The organism is Bradyrhizobium sp. SZCCHNR1053, from assembly GCF_032381235.1.
Taxonomy (GTDB): domain Bacteria; phylum Pseudomonadota; class Alphaproteobacteria; order Rhizobiales; family Xanthobacteraceae; genus Bradyrhizobium.
The window spans coordinates 295,546-317,880 of the sequence record NZ_JAUHJM010000006.1; the positions used below are offsets into that span (position 1 = coordinate 295,546).

Below are 22,335 nucleotides of genomic sequence, written 5' to 3' on the forward strand. Positions count from 1 at the left end.
TCATTCAGCCGGTTCGGGCTGCAGATCCGGCGATGTCTGCGCCGCCCGGACGGGCTCCAGCCACGCGCCGAGCGCCGCCAGGAAGGATTCGTTGCTAAGGATCGAGAAGTGGTCGTCGCCGGCCACGCCACAATCCGCCGCGTGCGGCAGCCGCGCCGCGAGCCGATCGCGCTGTCGAAGCCGGCCGGACGTCCACCAGCAGCCGGGCGCTGCAACGAGATCGGCCGGCCATTCGGCCGCCCGAGCCAGTTGCGCGAGGTGGCGCCCGACCCTGAAGGCCGCGACGATGTCGTCGACGCCGAGAAGACCGTCGCGCGGCTGCAGCGGCGCCATGCCGATTGCATCGGCGACCAGGCGCCGGATCACCTCGTCCGTCACCGGCACATCGCCGGAACGAATCGCCGTCACCTGCGACGTGATGGCTGAAGGCTGCACGCCCGGCGCCGTGACCGACAGCAGCGTCAGCAAGTCGTCCGTCCAATGCCGCCCGGGCGACGGCTGCTCGTCACCATGCGGAACGAAGCTGTCGATCAGCGCCAGGCGCTCGACCCGCTCACCGCGCCGTTCCAGTTCGGCGGCCACCAGGCATGCGACCAGCCCGCCGAGCGACCAGCCGATCAGATGATAGGGTCCTTTGCTTTGCGTCCGCACGATCTCATCGACATAGTCAGCGGACATCGCCGCCAGCGACTGGTCGATGAAGGATGGTTCGATCAGCGTCCGGCACTGCAGTCCGATCAGTTGCCTCTGTCCCTCCAGACGGCGCGCCAGCGGCGCATAGTCGAACACCGTGCCGAATCCGCCGTGAAGGCAGAACACCCGCGGCGTGCCATCGACCAGCGAACTCAGGGGCAGCAGCGCCGACGGCCGCGTGGATGATGCTGCGGGGGTGCCGAGCAAGGCGCGAATGGTCGGCCTCTGCAGGAGATCGCGCAGCTTGATCTCGCCATCGAGGACCGGGTCGCAGCGAAGTCGCGCGATCACCTTGAGGCTGAGAATCGAATTGCCGCCGAGTTCGAAGAAGTTGTCGGTGACGCCCACTTGCGCGACGCCGAGAACCTCCGCCCACAGCTTCGCCATCGCGACTTCGGCAGCGCTTTCCGGCGCGATGAACGCGGCCACGGTAGCGGTATCCGGCGCGGGCAACGCCTTGCGATCGACCTTGCCGCTCGACAGCGTCGGCAGGCGCTCGAGCACGATGATGCGGGATGGAACCATGTAGGCCGGCAAAGTCCGGCGCAGCGCGGCAGTCAGCGCCGCGGACAGCCGCTCGGCCGCAGCAGCGGTGGCGTCGCATGGCGCTCGCGGCGCCACATAGGCCACCAGCTGATTGCCCCCCGCCCCCACCACGGCGAGCACGGCAGCCTGCGCGACTGCTGGGTCGCTCAGCAGAGCCGATTGGATTTCGCCAAGCTCGATCCGGAAGCCGCTGACCTTGACCTGATCGTCGCTGCGTCCGAGATATTCGATCGTGCCGCTCGCATCCCATCGCGCCAGGTCGCCAGTGCGGTAGAGACGTGCGCCCTCGTTCGTCGAAAATGGATCCGGCACGAAGCGTTCCGCCGTCATGCCTGGCTTTGCGTGGTACCCGCGCGCGAGCCCGAACCCGCCGATGTAGAGCTCGCCGGCGGCGCCCGCTGGAACGAGATTCAGGAAGGCATCGAGGATGTAGGCCGTGCGGCGGCCGACGGGACTGCCGATCGGCGCATAGGCCTTGTCACACTCCGCGCTGCCGTCGACCTTCCAGACGAGCGGTGTCACGACGGTCTCGGTCGGACCATATCCGTTGATCAGGATCTGCGGCTTCAGCGTCCGCCTGACCTTGTCGAAGCCGGCCTTCGGCATGGCCTCGCCACCGAACGAATACAGCCTCACCGGCGGCGGATTGCCAGTCTGCTCCACCCATTCGGCGACCTGCTGGAGATAGGCCGGCGGCAGGCCGATGTGCGTGATGCGCTGGGCATGAAGCGTCGCAACGGTCTGCTCGGGGGTCCATAGCTCAGCATCGCGCATGACCAGCCTTGCGCCCTGCGACAGCACCGTGAGCCAGCGCTCATGTGCGCCGTCGAACGCCAGCGACAGGAAATGCAGCTCGCTTGCGTGCTCATCGAGCTCGTAGAGCGAAGCGGTCGCCCTGCAATGCATCGCGAGCGGGCCATGCGCAACCGCAACGCCCTTCGGCCGCCCGGTCGATCCTGACGTGTAGATCACATAAGCGAGGTTCTCCGGATGCAGATGAGGATCCGGCGCATGATGCGGACCGGCTTCGAAATCAAACGAGGCGAGATCGATGGCCCGAACGCCGGCGATGGCGGCGACGTGACGCGAGCCGGACAGCAGGACCGTGATGCAGGCGTCACGCATCACAAAGTCAATGCGGTCCGGCGGCAGCTCGGGATCGAGCGGCACATAGGCTCCGCCGGCCTTCAGCACGGCGAGCAGCGCGGCCATCGTGGCGTCGTTGCGCTCGACGACGACCCCGACTCGCTGGTCCGGCCCGAGCCCGGCCTCGATGAGATGGTGCGCGAGCCGATTGGCGCGACGATCGAGCTCGCCGTAGGAGACGTTGCTGCCGCCGATCGTGAGAGCGACACGCTCAGGATTGCGCTGTGCATGACCGCCGATCATTTCGTGCACGAGCGGACGCGTCGCGGCAGACGCCGCCCGACCATTGCAGACACGTGCTCGCTGCACGTCCTGAGCAGCCGCCGCATCGATCGCGCCGAGCGGGGCATCCGGACTTCGCATCATGACCGCAAGCAGATGTTCGAACTGTGCCCTCACCTGCTCCGCCTGATCCGGCGTGAAGTGACTCGGCATATAGGTGAATTCGACCTGCAGCGTATCCTCGACCAAGACGGACAGATCCATCGGATAGTTGGTGACGTCGACATTGCGCAGCTCGCCGAATTGAAGCGAGCCGTCACCTTGCAGCAGGCCACGCTCGACCGGATAGTTCTCGAACACGATGATGCTGTCGAACATGGTTTCGCCGGCACGCCCGGCCCAGCTCTGGATGTCGTAGAGCGGCGTCTGCTCGAAGTTGCGCATCGCGGCGTTACGGTCCTGCATGGCGCGCAGCCAGTCACCGATCAGAACATCCGGCGGGGGCGCCTCGATCATCGGCAGCGTATTGATGAACAGGCCGATCATCTGCTCGGCGCCGTCGAGACCGGGCGGACGGCCAGCGACGGTGACGCCGAACGTGATGGTCTGCTGGCCGGTGTAGCGCTGCAGCAGCAGCGCCCAGACGCCCTGGATGAGCGTGTTCAGCGTGATGCGCTCGTGCCGTGCGAACGCCTTCAATTCCGCGGTCGCATCCTTGTCGAGCCGCGTGCAACAGCGGCGATGTCCGTGCGCATCGTGGCGCCGCGCGCCGAAGGCATCGGCCAGTTGCGTCGGCTGGTCGAAGGCCGTGAGTTGTCCTCGCCAGAAGTGCTCGGCCGCCTGCGCGTCCTGGGCCAGAAGCCAGGCAACATAGTCGCGATAGTGCGCCGAACGAGCCGTGAGCGCCCGCCCGGCATAGCGCTGCAGGATTTCGGCGATGAAGCGGGCCGAGCTCCAGCCATCCATCAGGATGTGGTGGTAAGTCCAGATCAGGCGATGGCGATCGTGGTCGAGCCGCAACAGGCGGACACGCTGCAGCGGCGGTACCGCGAGATCGAACTCGGCGTCACGCTCTGCGGCCAGGGCCGCTGACAGCCGCGCCTCATCGACGGCCTGTCCGCGCCAGTCTTCCGTCGTGAACGGCACGCTCGCCTCGCGATGGACCGCCTGCAGCGGTGCGCCGGACAGCTCGCGCCAGAGGAAACCGGTGCGCAACATCGGATGACAAGCAGAGACCTCCTGCCACGCGCTGCGCAGCCGCTCGACGTCCAGCCCTCGGATCTCGACGCTGACCTGGTTGACATAGACGCCGCTGCCGGCATCGCGCAGGCTGTGAAACAGCATGCCCTGCTGCATCGGCGAGAGCGGATAGACGTCCTCGATGCGGTCCCAGTCGACACCAAGTCGCGCGAGCTCCTCGCTCGTCAGCCCCGACAATGCGCCGCGCGCGAGGGTGACCGCGGGCTGGTCGTTCCGCGCCACCAGGCAGGCCGGCGCGAGCAGCTCGATCGTCTGCAGCCGGAACACGTCTCTCGGCTCCAGCTCGAGACCGGCGCGGCGTGCGCGACTGACCATCTGCAGCGAGATGATCGAGTCGCCGCCGAGCTCGAAGAAGTTGTCGGTGACGCCGACATCCACCTGGTGCAGCAGCTCGGCCCAGATCGCAGCGAGTGCGGCCTCGGTCGGATTGCGTGGCGCGATGCGCTGCGCCTTAGCGGACCGCGTGTCAGGCAGCGGCAGCGCCTTGCGATCGATCTTGCCATTGGGAGTCAGCGGCAGTTGTGGCAGCACCATCACACGCGACGGCACCATGTAGTCCGGAAGCAAGGAGATGAGCTGCGCGCGCAGCTCAGCACCATCGAGCGCATCGTCGCTGCTGACGTAGCCGACCAGTTGCCGACTACTGCCGAGTTCCTGCGCCACCACGACGCTGTCGCGCACGCCGGGTTGTGATCGCAACCGCGCCTCGATCTCGCCGAGCTCGATGCGGTGGCCGCGGATCTTCACCTGGTGATCGGCGCGGCCGACATAATCGAGCAATCCGTCGGGCCGCCACCGCGCCAGATCGCCGGTCCGGTACAGCCGCGCACCGGGATCGCCGAATGGGTCGGGAATGAAGCGCTCGGCGCTGAGCGCCGGACGGCTCCAATAGCCACGGGCCAGGCCCTCGCCACCGATGAAGAGTTCGCCTGTCACGCCGACGGGCGCGCGATTGAGACCGCCGTCAAGCACATGGAGCGTCGTGCTGCTGATCGGGCCGCCCAGGACGGGTGCGGGATCGCGCGCATCGAGCCGATGGCGCGCCGACCACACCGTGGTTTCCGTCGGTCCAAACAGGTTCCAGACCTCGTCTCCGAGCGCGAGCAGCCGGAGCGCCAGGTCGGGAGCCAGCGCCTCGCCGCCGCTCAGCAACCGGCAGCCCCGAGGCAGCCATCCGTGCGAACCGTCGTCGTGATCGAGCAGCATGCGCCAGCTCGACGGCGTCGCCTGGATCATGGTCACGCCCTGCCGGGCCACGATCGCCTTCAAGGCCGCCGGATCATGGGCCGAGGCGCGATCCGCCAGCACGATCCGAGCGCCACGCGTCAGCGGCAGCCAGAGCTCGAGCACCGCGATGTCGAACGACAGCGAGGTCAAACCGAGCACGCGGTCATCGCGCGCAATGCCGGGCTGCTCAGCCATCGTCGCCAGGAAATTCGTCACGGCGCCATGGCGCACCATCACGCCCTTGGGCAGGCCGGTCGAACCGGAGGTGTAGATGACGTAAGCGAGGTTTTCAGGATGGATGGCGACGTCGAGATTGCCTGCGTCGACCGTTTCTTCTCTAGCCACCTCGTCCAGCAGCCAAGCCTGGGCGTGGCCGCCTGCCAGCACCGGCGCGAGCCCGTCGTGGAGCGTCGCTTGCGTCAGCAACAGCTTCGCGCCGCTGTCGCCCAGCATGTGCGCTAGACGCTCGGCCGGATAGTCCGGATCGAGCGGCAGATAGGCTCCGCCTGTCTTGAGCACCGCGAGCAGCGCCACCATCATCGTGACACCGCGCTCGAGCGCCAGCCCCACCACCACATCGGGACCTACGCCATGCTCCCTGAGCCTGTGGCCGAGCCGGTTCGCGCGCGCGTTCAGCGCGCCATAGCTGATCGTCTCCTCATTGTGCACGAGCGCGATCGCATCGGGCGCGCGCTCTGCTTGCGCCTCGAACTGAGCGACGACGCTCGCTGTCGTCACGGCCCCCGCCGAATCGTTGACCCGCGCCAGCAGCGCGAGGTCTGCGGAATCATCGGCCGCAATGCAGCCGACCGCCTGCTCGGCATCGCGAGTGATGGCCGCGAGCAGTTGCACGAACGCCATCTGCAGCCGACGGATCTCGACTTCGTCGAAATGTTGCTGCTGGAAATTGAACACCAACCGCAGCTCTCTTTCGAGACCGACGCTCACGAACAGCGGATAGTTGCTCGTTTCGAGGATCCTCGTCCGGCTGACGCTCAGGCGGCCATCCTTGGTCTTCAAGGCCTCGTCGACCGGATAGTTCTCGAACACGAGAATGCTGTCGAACAGCGGACGCCCTGCCCGGCCCACGATCCGCTGGATGTCGGCCAGCGGCATCCAGCCGTGATCCCGCAAGGCGAGATTGCGATCCTGCAGGTCGCGCAACCACGCGCCGATCCGCTGCTGCGGATTCTCGGCGTCGACCACCGGCAAGGTGTTGATGAACAGGCCGACCATCTCCTCGGCGCCGGCGAGCCCGGCGGGTCGGTCGGACACCGTCACGCCGAAGCAGACCGTGTCCTGGCCGGTGAATCGACGGAGCAATTGCGCCCATGCCGCCTGCATCACCGTGTTCAGCGTGACCCGCTCGCGGGTCGCGAAACGTTGCAGTCGCTCGCTGAGATCGACGTCCACCGCCATGGTGAGCGAGCCATGGCCCACGCGCCCGTCGACCGCAGGCTGCGCCAGCAGGCTCGGCTCGTCGAGCCCGGCCAACGCCGCTCGCCAGAACTCGGCCGCAGCACCATGGTCCTGCGCCTGCAGCCAGGCGATGTAGTCGCGGTAGCGCGGCGGCTGTCCCTGCAGCGCCGCCTGCTCCTCGTGCTGCATCACCTCGGCGATGAAGCGGGCCGAACTCCAGCCGTCCATCAGGATATGATGATGAGTCCAGATCAGCCAGTGCGCATCGTCGGCGATCCGGATCAGCCTCACGCGCTGCAGCGGCGGCCGCGAGAGATCAAAGCCGTCGACGCGCTCGCGGTCTGCAACCGTCGTGAGCGCAGCATCCAAGGCGGCCGGAGCAAGCCCAGCCGCGCGCTCCCGCCAGTCCTCCTCGACGAAGGAAACGTCGGCGTCACGATGCACGATCTGCTGCGGCGTTCCTGACAATTCACGCCACAAGAAGCCGGTGCGAAGCACGGCATGACGATGGCTGACAGCCTGCCATGCGGCCCGCAGCTTGCCGGCGTCGAGACCGCGGATCTCGGCCGCGACCTGATTGACGTAGACCCCGGTGCCGTCGTCGTGCAGTGCGTGGAACAACATGCCCTGTTGCATCGGCGACAACGGATAGATGTCCTCGACCTCGCGCCAATCCAGCGTCAGCGCCTCGAGCTCGGCCTGGCTCAGCTTCGACAGCGGCACATCGGATGGCGTCACGCCGTGGACGCCGCTCGTGCAGTGATCGACCAGCTCACGAAGCGCCGCCTCGAAACAGCCTGCGACGCGGGTCACGGTCTCGCGTCGATAGCGCTTCCTGCTGAAGCCGAACGATAGCTCCAGACGACCGTCGAGCACCCTCGCATTGATGGCGATATGGTGGCGCAACGGGCTCGATGCCGCACGCGACGGGCCGGCGCTCTCGGGCGCGATCGAGAACAGCGCAGTCTCGTCCGTGCTGCCATCGACCTGACCGAGATAGTTGAACCCGATGCGCGGCTGCGCTCCCGTCGTCAGCGTCGCACGCTGGGCATCAGAACCCAGATAGCGCAGGACGCCGTAACCAAGTCCCCGGCTGGGGACTGACCGCAGCATCTCCTTGGTCGTCTTGATCAGCACCGCGGGTGGCTGCGATCCAGCTATCAGATGTACCGGAAACGCAGTCGTGAACCAGCCGATGGTTCGCGACAGATCGAGCCCGCCGCCCAGATCCTCGCGGCCGTGGCCTTCGAGCTCGACCGTCATGATTTCGCGGCCCGACCACCGCCACACCGCGCGCGCGAGCGCCGACAGCAGCAGATCATTGACCTGGGTTCTGTACGCGCCGTGCGCCGTACCCAGCAGACGCGCGGTCAGCTCGGCGTCGATCGCAAGCGGCACGTCGTCGGCGTCGGCGATCGTATCCCGATCCGCATGATCAGAATCGCATGGCACGTCGTCCGCCCGCCGGAGCCCTGACCAGTAGTCCAGCTCGGCAACCAGCGCATCCGAGGCCGCGTGTGCGCGTAGCGCTGCGCCCCATTGGGCGTAGGCGTGCGTCTTGGCCGGCAGTGTCGCCTCTTGCCCGCGCATGAGCTGCTCGTAGGCAGCCGCGAGATCCTCCAGCAGCACGCGCCACGACACGCCGTCGATCACGAGGTGATGGATCACCATCAGGAGGCGCTGCTCGCCCTCCGGCAGATCCATGCCGACCATCCGCACCAGACGACCATGCGCGAGCGAGAGGCTCGCCTGGACCTCTGCGGCGAGCGCGGTGACCGCCTCGCCGTCGGCGAGCTCGCACGACCGCAACAGGTCCGAGACAGCCGGCCCCGGCCCGTGCTCGGCGCGCCAGACACCGTCGATGCGTTCGAAGCGCAGTCGCAGTGCGTCGTGATGCGCGACGACGGCCACCGCTGCGCGTTGCAACACGTCCCAGTCGAGCCGCCGCCGCGGCCGCAGCAGCAAAGCCTGATTCCAGTGATCAGGGGCGTCCAGTTCCTGCTCGAAGAAGCGGAGCTGAATCGGCAGCAACAGAAGTGGCCCGGCGATGCGCCCCTGCTCTGCCGTCGTCTCCGGCCGGACGATCACCCGCGCGTCGCGCGCCAGGGCTTCCAACGTCTGGTGCTTGAAGACGTCTCGCGGCTCGATCAGAAGGCCGGCCCGCCGCGCACGACTGACCATCTGCAGCGAGATGATGGAATCGCCACCGAGCTCGAAGAAATTGTCGGTCATCCCGACATCCGGCTGATGCAGCAGCTCGGCCCAGATGGTGGCCAACGCAGCCTCGGCCGGCGTCCGCGGCGCAATCCGCATCGCTGCAACGGGCGCCTCCGGCGCCGGCAGCGCGTTGCGATCGACCTTGCCATTCACCATCAGAGGCAGGCGGTCGAGGACCATGATCCGCGCCGGCACCATGTGGTCCGGCAGCGTTGCGGACAGGGCCTCACGCAGCGTCGCAGCATCGAGCATGCCGTCGCCGCAGACATAGCCGACCAGCTGCCGGCCCACGCCGAAATCCCTGGCGATCACAACGGCCGCGCTGACCGAGGGCTGCTGCAGGAGTCGCGCTTCGATCTCGCCGAGCTCGATGCGGAAGCCGCGAACCTTCACCTGGTGATCGGCCCGGCCGACATAGTCGATGGCGCCGTCGCTGCGCCAGCGCGCCAGATCGCCGCTTCGATAGAGCCGCGCGCCGGGAGGTCCGAAAGGATCGGGAATGAAGCGCTCGGCCGTCAGCGCCGCGCGCCCGAGATAGCCGCGCGCCAGCCCGTCTCCGCCGATATGGAGCTCGCCCGTCGTTCCCTCGGCGACCGGATTGAGATCGGCATCGACAACGCGCAGGATCGTGCCCGGGATCGGGAATCCGATCGGCACGCCCGATCCGCTCGGCCCGCGACAGTTCCAGAAGCTGGCATTGATGAGCGCTTCGGTCGGCCCATACCGATTGTCGAACCGGATCGCCGGGAACACCGAATAGACTTGGTCCTTCAGCTGGACCGGCAGGGCCTCGCCACCGGAGAACAGGCGCTTCAAGGTCACGCACCGCTGAACCTCCGGCTCAGCCACGAATTGCGCGAGCATCTGCGGCACGAAATGCAGCGTGGTCACGCCATGCGCAGTGACCGCATCGATCAGCCGCTTCGGCTCGCGATGTGCGCCTGGCGCTGCAATCGCAAGCCGCGCGCCGACGATCAGCGGCCACAGGATTTCCCACACCGCGACGTCGAAGCTGAACGGCGTCTTCTGCAACAGCGTTTCGCTGGGATCGAGCCCGTACTCCTTCTGCATCCATCCTAGCCGTGCCGCCAGGGCGCCGCGCGTGCAGGCCACGCCCTTGGGCACGCCGGTCGAGCCGGACGTGTAGATCACATAGGCGAGGCTCTCGGCATGAACCGGAATCCGAACATCGGAGCCATCAGTGGCGCGCAAACCGCGACCCTCACGGGCGCCGTCGACCACGAGCAGCTCGGCGCCCACCCCTGCCGTGATCTCGATCAGCCGATCGCGCAGTTGCGCCTGCGTCAGCACCAGCCGGGCGCCACTGTCGCACAGCATCGCGGCGAGCCGCTTGGCGGGATAGTCCGGATCGAGCGGCAGGTAGCCGGCGCCGGCTTTCATAACGGCCAGCACAGCCACGACCAGGTCGGCGCTGCGCTCGAATGCCAAGCCGACCGGAGCATCCAGAGCGACGCCGGCCTGCCTGATCTGTCGCGCCAGGCAGTTCGCCCGCGCATTCAGTTCGGCGTAGCTGATCCTCTCCTGATCGGAGATCACGGCAATGGCCGCAGGCGACCGTGCGACCTGCTGCTCGATCTGCGTCACGACGTCGACGAAGTCGTCATTCACCGTCCGCGCGACGGGTCCCGAGCCCCAGCCGAGCACTCGATGCAAAGCGGCGGCGTCCAATCCATGCAGCTCTGCGACCGGTCGGCTGCTGTCGTCGGCAATGCGCGCGAGCAGACCGGCGAAAGCTGCCTGTATCCGCTCGATCTGCGCCTGGTCGAACCGGCTGCGATCGTAACGGAATCCAAGCCGGATGCCCCTGTCCGTCACGAACACCGCGACCGTGAGCGCATAGTTCGTGATCGAGATCTGCTCGGCGCGGCTGGCACGCGGCCCCTCGCCGGCCTGATCGCGCAGCGCCGCGTCGACCGGATAGTTCTCGAACACGAAGATGGAGTCGAACAGCGGCCGGCCGGCGCGGCCCGCAAGACGCTGGATCTCGTGCAGCGGCATCCAGCCATGCTCGCGCAGGTCGACGTTGCGATCCTGCAAACCGCGCAGCCAATCACCGACCGACGTCTGAGGTCTCGCATCCTCGAACACGGGCACGGTGTTGATGAACAGGCCGACGGTCTCCTCCACGCCCGCGATCTCAGGCGGCCGGCCGGAGATCGTGGCGCCGAAGCAGACGACATCCTGGCCGGTCAAGCGCCGCAGCAGCTGTCCCCAGGCCGCTTGCAGAACCGTGTTCAGGGTCACCCGCTCGCGCCGCGCCACGACCTGCAGCCGCTCCGTCGTCGCCGCATCGATGACGAGATCGATCGAGCCATGGCCGTCGGCAGGCGCGGGCGGCCCGCCCAGCGCATCGGCAAGCAGGCTCGGCTCGCCGACCGTCGAGAGCGAGCGTGCCCAGAACGCACTCGACGCATCGCGATCCTGCTGCTGCAGCCAGGCAATGTAGTCGCGATAGCGGCCGCGTGGGGCGGACAGCGACGCGCCACCGACATGCTGCATGATCTCGCCGATGAGCCTTGCCGCGCTCCAGCCGTCGAGCAGGATGTGATGATGTGTCCAGATCAGGCGGTGCACACCGCCGCCGAGATCGATGAGACGGACCCGCTGCAATGGCGGACGCGACAGGTCGAAGCCGGCCCGCCATTCGGCTGCGGCCACATCGGCCAGCGCCGCGTCACGCGCGGCCTGATCCATCGAGTCCACACGGTCGCGCCAGTCCTCCTCGACGAAGGGGACAGGAACCTGCCGATGGACGACCTGCTGCGGCGCGCCCGACAATTCTCTCCACACGAACACTGTCCGCAGCACCGCGTGTCTCGCCGTCACCGCCTGCCACGCCGCGCGCAATCGCGCCGCGTCCGCACCGCTGATGTCGACGGCGATCTGGCTGACATAGTTGCCGCTGTCACCATCGCGCAGCGCGTGGAACAGCATGCCCTGCTGCATCGGCGACAGCGGATAGATATCCTCGATATCGCGCCAATCGCGCGACGCTCCGAGCAGGTCGAGCTCCGGCTGGCTGAGGCCTGAGAGCGGAACGTCCGACGGCGTGAGGCCGTATACGCCGCTCGTGCAATGCGCGACGAGTTCGCGCAGGGCCGCGGAATAGCACGCGGCCAGCCGCTCGATCGTCGCGCGGCGATAGCGTCGGCGGCCGAAGCTGAATGTCAACCTCAGCCGACCATCAAGCACTTGACCGTTGATGCTGAGCCAGCGCCCGAGCGGCGCGCTGGCGCTGCGTGACGGCCCCGCGCTTTCCGGCGCGAGCGCGAAGGCAAGGTCGGAGCCGGCGCCGAACTGGCCGAGATAGTTGAAGACGATCCGCGGCTCGGCTCCGCCCGTCAGGGCGGCGCGCTGCTCGGGGCTGCCGCAATAGCGCAGCACGCCGTAGCCGAGCCCGCGCGCCGGGATGGCCCGCAACTCCTCCTTGATCGATCTGATCAGCGTGGCGTTATCGCCAGCACAGCCGGCGAGTCGAACGGGAAACGCGGTCGTGAACCAGCCGACCGTCCGCGACAGGTCGAAGCCCTCGAAAATGTCTTCCCGGCCGTGACCTTCGAGCTCGACCAGACATTCATCGAGCCCGCCCCAGCGGTTGACGGCGCGGGCCAGCGCCGCCAGCAGCAGGTCATTGACCTGGGTCCTGTAGGCAGCGGGCGCCTGCTTGAGCAGTTGCCCGGTCATGTCGGCATCGAAGGACACGACGACATCCTCGCCATCGGCGACGCGATCGGTCTCGCCGCGATCATCGTCGCATGGCACGTCGCCGGCGGCGGTCCGCTGTCTCCAATAGTCGAGCTGACCAGCCAGCTCCTCGCTGGCGGCGTAGTCTTCGAGACTGATGCCCCATGACGCCATGGACCGGCTCTTGGAAGGCAGAGCAATCGCGGCCGCGCCCTGCGCCACCTGTCGATACGCCGAGGCGATGTCCTCGAGCAGCACGCGCCAGGACACGCCATCGACGACGAGATGATGCACGACGATGAGAAGCCTCTGGCTGCCGTCGGCAACGTCCATGCCGACGAGCCGCAGCAACGGTCCCTGCAGAGACAGGCTTGCCTGCGCGGTCGCGCCAGCCGAGGTGATCTCAGCCGCATCGGCGACGGTGCGGATCCAGAGCAGATCGGCGCTCGCCGGCATCGCGCCGTATCTCGCCTGCCACTCTCCGTCGCTTTGCCGGAATTGCAGCCGCAGGGCATCGTGATGCGCCACCACGGCCTCGACCGCCTGCGCCATCACCCGCCAGTCGAGCCGCGCCGACGGCACGAGCATCAACGCCTGATTCCAGTGATGCCGTTCGCCGGCGTCCTCGGCAAAGAAGCGGCGCTGGATCGGCAACAGCGGCACCGGATCGCCATCACGCGCAAGCGGCTCAGCGGATGCAACGACGGCCCGATCGCGACGCGCGACCCGCGCCAGCTCCTGCAGCGTCTGATGCCGGAACAGATCGCGAGGCTCGATCGACAGGCCACGCTGGCGCGCGCGTCCGACCACCTGCAGCGAGATGATGGAATCGCCGCCGAGCTCGAAGAAATTGTCGGTCAGGCCCACCCGCGAATGGCCAAGCAATTCGGCCCAGATCGCCGCCAGCTCCAATTCCGCGGGGGACTGCGGCACGACGTAGTCGGTCTCGGCAGATAATTGCTCGGGCGTCGGCAAGGCGTCGCGATCGACCTTGCCATGAGCGGTGAGCGGCATCTGCGGCATCAGCACGATCCGCGCCGGAACCATGTAGTCCGGCAGCGCCTCCGAGAGCGCCGCCCGCAGCCCGGTCTCGTCGAGGCCGTCCCCGCCGCAGACATAGCCGACGAGCTGCTGGCGTCCGCCGATCTCGCGTGCCACCACCACCGCCGACTGAACACCCGCCTGCCGCGTCAGCCGTGCCTCGACCTCGCCCGGCTCGATGCGGAAGCCGCGGATCTTGAGCTGGTGGTCGGACCGGCCGACATAGTCGATGACGCCATCGGCGCGCCAGCGCGCCAGATCGCCGGTGCGATACAGCCGCGCGCCAGGCGCGCCGAACGGATCGGGGATGAAGCGCTCCGCCGTCAGCGCCGGCCGATTCCAATAGCCGGCCGCGAGCCCCTCGCCGCCGATATGAAGCTCGCCGGTGACGCCGACCGGAACGATGTTGAGATCGCCGTCGAGAACATAGGCCGAGCGCCGGCCGACAGGACGGCCGATCGGCGCATAGCCGCAGTCGATCTCGGCATCGGCGTCGACCTTCCAGACCAGCGGTGTGACCACCGTCTCCGTCGGACCATAGCCATTGATCAGCTTGCGCGGCCGCAGCGCCTGCCTGACCTTGTCGAAGCCCGATTTGGGCATTGCCTCGCCGCCGAACGAATACAGCGACACGGGCGGCGGATCGCCGCGCCACGCCGCGAAGTCGGCGAGCTGCTGCAGATAGGCCGGCGGAAAGCCGGCATTGGTCACCCGCTGCGCGCCCATCACGTCGAGCGTCTTCTCCGCCGACCAGAGATCGGCATCACGCATCACCAAGGTCGCGCCGCAGCCCAGCGCGGTCCACAACCGCTCATGCGCGCCGTCGAACGTAAAGGAGAGGAAGTGCAGCTCGCGCGACTGCCGGCCCATCTCGTAGAGCTCGGCGGTGGCCTCGCAATGCATTGCGAACGATCCGTGAGCGACCGCAACGCCCTTCGGCACGCCGGTGGAGCCGGACGTATAGATCACGTAGGCGAGGCTCGAGGGATGGACATCGACCGCCGGGTCGCTCTCCGTCGTCTCAGCCGCCATCGCGCCGAGATCGACGACCGCGATGCCCGGCATCGGCGGCCATTGCGATCGTCCCGTCGCATCGACCAGCACGACGCGCACGCCGGCATCGCGAACGGTTGCAGCGAGCCGCGCCGGCGGATGATCGGGATCAAGCGGCAGATAGGCGGCGCCGGCCTTGAGGACGGCAACGAACCCGGCGACGAGATCGGGCGAGCGCTGCATCGAGAGCCCGACGAGCTCGCCGGGTCGCACGCCGAGCGCCAACAGATGCTGCGCGATAGCATTGGCGCGGCGATCGAGCGCCTGATAGGTGATCGTCTCGGCCCCAAACACCAGGGCCGCTGCACTCGGCGTCTCCTTTGCGTGCCGGGCGAACATCCGATGCACCGGCTGGAACGGCACGAGCGCGGGAGGGCAAGCGTTCCACTGTCTGACGTCGTCGCGTTGCCCGGCCGACAACAGCTCCAATGCCGCGATCCGACGTGTGGGATCCGCGACCATCGCCTGCAGGATCGTGAGCCAATGCCCGGCGAACCGTGCGATGGTCGACCGGTCGAACAGCGCGGTGGCAAAGGAGAACAGCGCCGAGACGTCTCCCGACGGCGTCTCCTCGCTGTCGAGAGCGAGGTCGAATTTCACCGTGTCGATCTCGGCCGCGATCGTCTCGATCTGCAATTCGGACGCAGCCGGCGCATGCGCCGGCTCGCGCCGATGCTGATGGTTGTAGAGCACCTGGAATAGCGGCGTCTGGCTTAGGCTGCGCTGCGGCTGCAGCACGTCGAGCAGCCGCTCGAACGGAAGATCCTGGTGATCCTGGGCCTCGAGCGAGGCCTCGCGCAGGGCGTGAATGACGTCGGCGATCGTGCTCCGGCTGTCGATCCGTGTGCGCAGCACCTGGGTGTTGACCAGCAGGCCGATCAGACGCCGCGTCTCCGACCGGTCGCGATTGGCGAGCGGAACGCCGACGCTGATGTCGGGCTGGCCGCTGTAGCGATAGAGCACCAGCTTCAGCGCCGCCAGCAGCACCACGAACAGCGTCGTGTGCTGTCCCCGCGCCAGCTCGCGCAGGCGATCGGAAAGCTCCGCCCCGAGCGACAGCCGTATGGCATCGCCAGATTGATCGGCCTGGGCTGATCTGGGCCGATCGAATGGCAGCGGCAGCATGGCCGTGTCATGGAGACGGCCGGTCCAGTAGCGAAGCTGCCGCTCCTCCTCGACGGCACCGAGCCACAGTCGCTGCCAGGCGGCGAAATCGGCGTAGTCGATCTCGAGCGCCGGCAGCGAGGCCACCTCGCCGCGGGCGGCGGCGTGATAGAGCTGCCAGAACTCGTCGGTGAGAACCTGCATCGACCAGCCGTCGGCGACGATGTGGTGCAGCGTGACCGAGAGGACATGGTCGTGCTCGCCAAGACCCAGCAGCGCCGCGCGCAGCAGCGGTCCGGATTCCAGATCGAACGGCAACGCCGCTTCCTCACGCAGCAGCCGGCGCGCCTGCTGCTCGCGATCATCGCCCGCGATCTCGATGCGGCGAAGCGCGACAGGCGCCGGCAACCCTACGATCTGCTCCGGCTCGCCGTCGTCCTGCCGGAACGTCGTGCGGAGCGCGGCATGGCGCATGACGAGTTCATCGAGCGCCCGTTGGAGCGCACCAACATCAAGCCGACCCCGCAGGCGGATCGCGACCGGCATGTTGTAGGCGGAGCCGCCCGGATCCATCCGCCACAGGAACCAGAGACGGGCCTGCGCGAACGACAACGGCGCGCGCTGCAGATGCTGCCGGGCGATCGGCAAGATCGACAGATCGATCCCCTTGGCCGCCAACTGCGTCAGGAACGCGCGCTGCTTCGACGCATCGAGACGCACCAATCGACGCGCGATTTCGCCGAGCTGCTGGGCCTGGAGTCCGGACTGATCATTCATTGGCAAACTCGACTTCCTCAAGCAGATCGAACATGGCGGCAATGTCGTCGCTCCGCCTGCTCATCGGCGGGTCCGCGGCGAGCACAGACGCCGTGGCCTCGATCGTGGTCAGCTCGAACAACCGCTTCAGCGGCACCTCCCGCGCGAGATCGCGCTTGATGCGGCCGACGAGCTGGACGGCCACCAGCGAGTCGCCGCCGAGCTCGAAGAAATTGTCGGTGACGCCGACGTCCGGCCTGTGCAGCAGCTCTGCCCAGATCGCCGCGAGTGCGGCCTCGGTCGGATTGCGCGGGCCGATGCGATGCGCTTCGGGAGCCCCGACATCGGGCCGCGGCAGCGCCTTGCGGTCGATCTTGCCGTTCGGCGTCAGCGGCAGCTCCGGCAGCACGATCACGCGCGACGGAACCATGTAGTCCGGCAGCGCTGCTGCGAGCGCAGCGCGGAGGCCGCCGCCGTCGAGCGTATCCTCGCCGCTGACATAGCCGACCAATTGACGGCCGCCGCCGAGCTCCTGCGCCACGACGACGCTGTCGCGCACGCCCGGCCGCTCCCGCAGCCGCACCTCGATCTCGCCGAGCTCGATCCGATGTCCGCGGATCTTCACCTGATGATCGGCGCGGCCGACATAGTCGAGCACGCCGTCGGCCCGCCAGCGCGCGAGGTCGCCGGTCCGGTACAGCCGCGCGCCGTCGCTGCCGAACGGATCCGGGATGAAGCGCTCCGCGCTCAACGCGGCGCGTTTCCAATAGCCGCGCGCGAGCCCGTCACCGCCGATGAAGAGCTCGCCAGTGACGCCGACCGGCGCCAGATTGAGTTCGGTGTCGAGCACGTACAACCGGGTGTTGCCGATCGGGCTGCCGAGCAGCGGCACCGGATCGGTCGCATCGAGGCGGTGACGCGCCGACCACACCGTGGTCTCGGTCGGCCCATACAGGTTCCAGACCTCGCTGCCCAGCGCGCCCAGCCGCCGCGCCAGGTCCGAGGCCAGCGCCTCCCCGCCGCTCAGCAGGCGACAGCCCTTCGGCAGCCATGGAGCCGTCTCGTGTGTATCGGCCGCGTCGTGATCGAGCAGCATGCGCCAGCTCGACGGCGTCGCCTGGACCATGGTCACGCCGTGCCGTGCCACCATCGCCTTGAGCGCCACCGGATCATGGGCCGCGGCACGGTCGGCGAGCACGATCCGGGCGCCATGGGTCAGCGGCAGCCACAGCTCCAGCACGGCGATGTCGAACGACAACGAGGTCAACGCCAGCACGCGGTCGTCGGCCGCGATGCCCGGCTGCTCGGCCATCGTCGTCAGGAAGTTCGTCACCGCGGCGTGACGCACCATCACGCCCTTGGGCCGACCGGTGGAGCCGGAGGTGTAGATGACGTAAGCGAGGCTCTCCGGATGCACGTCGACAGCAAGATTATCGGTCTGGCCGAGGCCCTCGCCAGCCGCCACCTCGAGCAGCCATGCCTCGGCCTCGCTCCGGGCCAGCACCGGCGCGAAACCGTCGTGCAGCATGGCTTGCGTCAGCAGCAGCTTGGCGCCGCTGTCGTTCAGCATGTGCGCGAGCCGCTCGGCCGGATAGTCCGGATCGAGCGGCAGATAGGCCCCGCCCGCTTTGAGCACCGCGAGCAGCGCAACCATCATCGTGACGCCGCGCTCCAGCGCCAGCCCGACCACAACATCCGGCCCGATGCCGCGATCCCTGAGCCGCCGCGCCAGGCGGTTCGCCCGCGCATTCAGCGCGCCGTAGCTGATCGTCTCCTGCCCGTGTACGAGCGCGATCGCATCGGGAGTTCGCGCCGCATGCACCTCGAACTGCCGGTGCACGCAGAGCGTATCCGCGAAGCTGACAGCCGTCGCATTCCAAGCGCGCAGCAGCCGCGCGCGATCATCCACTGGAACGACATCGAGCTGGCGCACCGGCGTGTGCGGCGCCGCTTCGAGCGCCAGCGCCAGCCGATCGAGCGACTGCTGCATCATCGCGCCGACCCGCTCGGGCGCAACCGGCGCCACGGCCTGGACCGTCAGGTGAAGTCCATGACCGTCGTCATCCACCGCCAGCATCAGCGGATAGTTGGTACGCTCCTCGCCACCGAGCCATTCGACGCCACGCAGAGCCTGGATGGGCTGCGCGTCTGCCCGCGCGTCCTGCCGCTGGCCGTGCCGATAGTTCAGGATCGCGGAGAACAGCGGCGTCGGTGGCGCGACGCCGCTGCAGCGCTGGGCCATTGCCAGCGAGGCATGCTCATGCACCATCAGCTCCGCCAGCCGCGCATGCGCTGCGCGGACGCTGTCCTCAACGGACGTGCCGTCGAGATCGAGCCGCAACGGCAGCGTGTTGATGAACAGGCCCAGGCTGCGGCCGGTATCGTGGCCGGCCTGCATGCGGCCGAGCAGCACGGTGCCGAACACGACCTGCTCGCGCCCACTGCTGCGCGCCAGCACCTGCCCCCAGGCGACATGACAGAGGCTGGCGAGGCTCGCCCCCAGGCGGCGCGCCTGCGCGCGCAGCCCTGCATCGAGCGCAGCCGGCAGGGGCAGCTTTGCCTCGCGCACGCCGGCGCCGTCGCTGCGCACCTCGATCAATCCGAACGGCGCCGTCGGCGCATCGATGTCGGCAAGCATGCTGCGGAAGAAGCGCTGCTGAGCATCCTGTCCGCCCGGCTTGCGAGTCTCGGCGACGAGATTGCGGAACGGAATCGGCGGAGGCAGAGCAGTACGGCGTCCCGACAGGATCAGTTGCACCTCCTCATGCAACGCCTGCAGGGTGGAATGGTCGCCGACCATGTGATGCAGCACGACCAGCAGCAGCAGGCGATCACTTCCTGGGTCGCGGGCGACAACGAGACGCAGCAATGGCGCCTGGGTCAGATCAAGCCGGCAGGAGTTCGGATCGAAGCGGCGCGCCAGCTCGACCTGGGCCGGCTCGTTGCCCTCGAGCGTGACTTCGGTGACGCTTAGCGGTGCCTGGCGCCAGACCACCTGCGCCGGCACCGACAGCCCATCCCAGAGGAACGACGTCCGCAGGACGTCATGCCGGTCGATCACGTCCTGAACGGCCGCAAGATAGCGATCCAGCAGATCACGGCCCGCAAATGCCATCTGCGCGACCAGCACGTAGGGGTCGCCCTCGGTCGCGAGCAGATGATGGAACAGGATGCCCTCCTGCAACGGCGACAGCGCGTAGATGTCCTGGACGTTGGCGACGCCGCCCGGCACACGGCCCACCACGCGGTCGATCTCGCCCTGGCTCAGCGCGATCAGCGGCAGCATGTCCGGCGTGATGGCCGGGCTCTCCGCCGTGACCAGATTGGCGGGGATCGCGATCTCCTCGCCGTGCCGCAGGCTTGCCGCGAGATCGCGCAGCACCGGCCTTGCAAACACCGCTTGCGCATCGATCGTCAGCGCATGGCGCTTCAGTCGGTCCAGCATGCGGACGACGAGCAGCGAATGGCCGCCGAGCTCGAAGAAATGATCGTTGCGGCCGACGCGCTCGACGCCAAGCAACTCGCGCCAGATGGCAGCGAGCGTCTGCTCGGCTTCGCCCTGGGGAGGATCATAGGTGGCGTGCGAGAACGCCTCGTCGTCCGGCGCCGGCAGCACCTGCCGGTCGACCTTCCCGTTGGGCGTCAGCGGAAACGCATCGAGGTGAACGATCGCCGACGGAACCATGTAGTCCGGAAGACACGCCTGCAATTGCGTGCGCAGGCGCGCAGCCCATGCGCTGGGATCACCTGCATCGTCCGCCGGCACCACATAGGCGACGAGCGTGAGATCGCCCTGCGCATCGCGCCGCGCCAGGACTGCCGAGTCCCGCACGCCGGCCTGCGCATTCAGCCGATGCTCGATCTCGCCGAGCTCGATGCGGAAGCCGCGGATCTTCACCTGATGGTCGTTGCGGCCCAGGAATTCGATGTTGCCGTCGGCGAGATGGCGGCCGAGATCACCGGTTCGATACATCCGCGCGTCGGACGACAGCCCGAACGGATCCACGGCAAAACGCTGCGCCGACAAATCGGGACGGTGGAGATAGCCGCGGGCAACCCCTGCCCCGCCGATCCAGATCTCGCCGACGGCACCGCGCGGCACCGGCATGCCCTGGGCGTCGAGCAGATAGATCCGCGCGTTGGCGATCGGGCGACCGATGGAGACGACGCCGCCGGCGAAGCCGGGCGGACGGCGCCATGCGGTGGCGCAGACGGTTGTTTCCGTCGGCCCGTAGGCGTTGAAGACCGCAATCTCGGGCGGCAGCGCTTCGAACAGCTCCGGCCTTGGCAACTCGCCGGCGAGAACCAGCACCTCGAGCCCGGAGAGCCGGGCGAGGTCCGAGCGGCCCTGCAGCATCGCGGGCGGCAACGTGGCATGGGTGATGCGATGTTCGGCGAGATAGTTCACCAGCTCCGCCGCGTCGCGGTGCTCGCGGCTTCCGAGCAGATGCAGCTCGGCACCGGCACAAAGCGCCATGACGATGTCCCACACGCTTGCGTCGAAGCTGAAGGAGGCGAATTGCACGATCCGGCTGTGCGGACCGGTGTCGAACAGCCCGATCTGGGCCTGCGCGAGATTGACCAGGCCCTGGTGCTCGATCATCACGCCCTTCGGCTGTCCGGTCGAGCCCGAGGTATAGATGACATAGGCGAGGCTGCGCGGCGTCAGGCCACGGGCAACAACATCCGGTGCGCCCTCCGGCAGCCCGCTCCAGGCCGGCGCATCGCTCTCCACATCCACTACCGGACATGCCACGCTGCCGAGCGTACTGGCGCTCGCGCCGTCACAGAGCAGCATCGTCGGCTGAGCATCGGCCACGGTCTCGCGCAGACGCTGCGGCGGATAGGCAGGGTCAAGCGGCAGATAGGCCGCTCCCGCTTTGAGAACCGCGAGCACGCTGACGATCGCATCAATGCCGCGCTGCTGGCAGATCGCGACCAGCCGGTCCGGACCGGCGCCCAGCGCAACGAGATGATGCGCGAGGCGATTGGCGCGCTCCTCGAGCTCGCGATAGCTCAAGCTGACCGCGCCATGCACCAGCGCCACGGCGGAGGGGCGGCGGCGCGCCTGCTCTGCGACGAGCTCCTGGATGCAGCAGTCGGCTGGCGTGAACGACTGCGTGCGGTTCCAGACATCCAGCAGCAGCGTACGTTCCTCGGCCGGCAGCAGCTCGATCCGATCGACCGGCTGGCTGGTGTCGGCGACCATGGCGCGCAGCGCAGCCAGCAGATAGGTGCGATAGCGCTGCACGGACTCGGCGTCGAACAGCGCCGTCGCGTAGTTGAGCTTGCCAGAGATGCGGCCGCCGCTCTCGCTGAGATCGAGCTCGAGATCGAACTTGATCTTGTGCTGCTCGATCGCAAGGCGTTCGACCGCCAGGCCGGGCAGTGCGAACGAGCCGACATCGTTACTCTGCCACGCGAACACCACCTGGAACACCGGCGTGTATTCCGGATGCCGCGGCGGCTGGAGCGCCTCGACCAGGTGCTCGAACGGAAGATCCTGATGATCCTGCGCCGCGAGGACCGCCGTCTTGACGCGGTCGATCAGCTCGGCGACAGCAGGACCATGCGAGAGGTCGAGCCGCAGCGCCAGCATGTTGACGAAGAAGCCGGCTAGGCCTTCGAGCTCCGAACGCATCCGATTTGCGCTCGGCGTGCCGATCACGAGATCCTGCTGGCCCGCCAACCGCGACAGCACGATGGCCCAGGCCGCCAGCACGATGACGAACGGGGTGGCGCCGAGAGCGTGGCCCAGCCGCCTGATGTCGGCCGATAGACCGTCGTCGATCTCCACCGGCACCGCGGCGCCGGCGTTGGATCGCGGCGCAGAACGCGCACGGTCGGTCGGCAATGTCAGCAAGGATGGCGCATCGCGCAGCACGGCGGTCCAATGATCGAGCTGCCGCCGCAGCCGATCTGCCGTCAGCGAATGGCGCTGCCATG

2 protein-coding genes (1 of these 2 only partly in view) are annotated in these 22,335 nt (G+C 67.9%); both read right to left on the minus strand.

Features of this window, described 5'->3' with window-relative positions:
- Positions 1-16,410, minus strand: coding sequence for a non-ribosomal peptide synthase/polyketide synthase (locus QX051_RS17545; RefSeq protein ID WP_315776984.1), 16,410 nt, complete (start codon positions 16,408-16,410; stop codon positions 1-3).
- On the minus strand, positions 16,403-22,335 hold the 3' portion of the coding sequence (locus tag QX051_RS17550) for a non-ribosomal peptide synthetase (protein ID WP_315776985.1). It continues 667 nt past the right edge of the window; the window shows 5,933 of its 6,600 coding nt (coding positions 668-6,600); the start codon falls outside the window, past its right edge — the gene reads right to left on this strand; its stop codon occupies positions 16,403-16,405. Before QX051_RS17550 ends, QX051_RS17545 begins: the two co-directional genes overlap by 8 nt.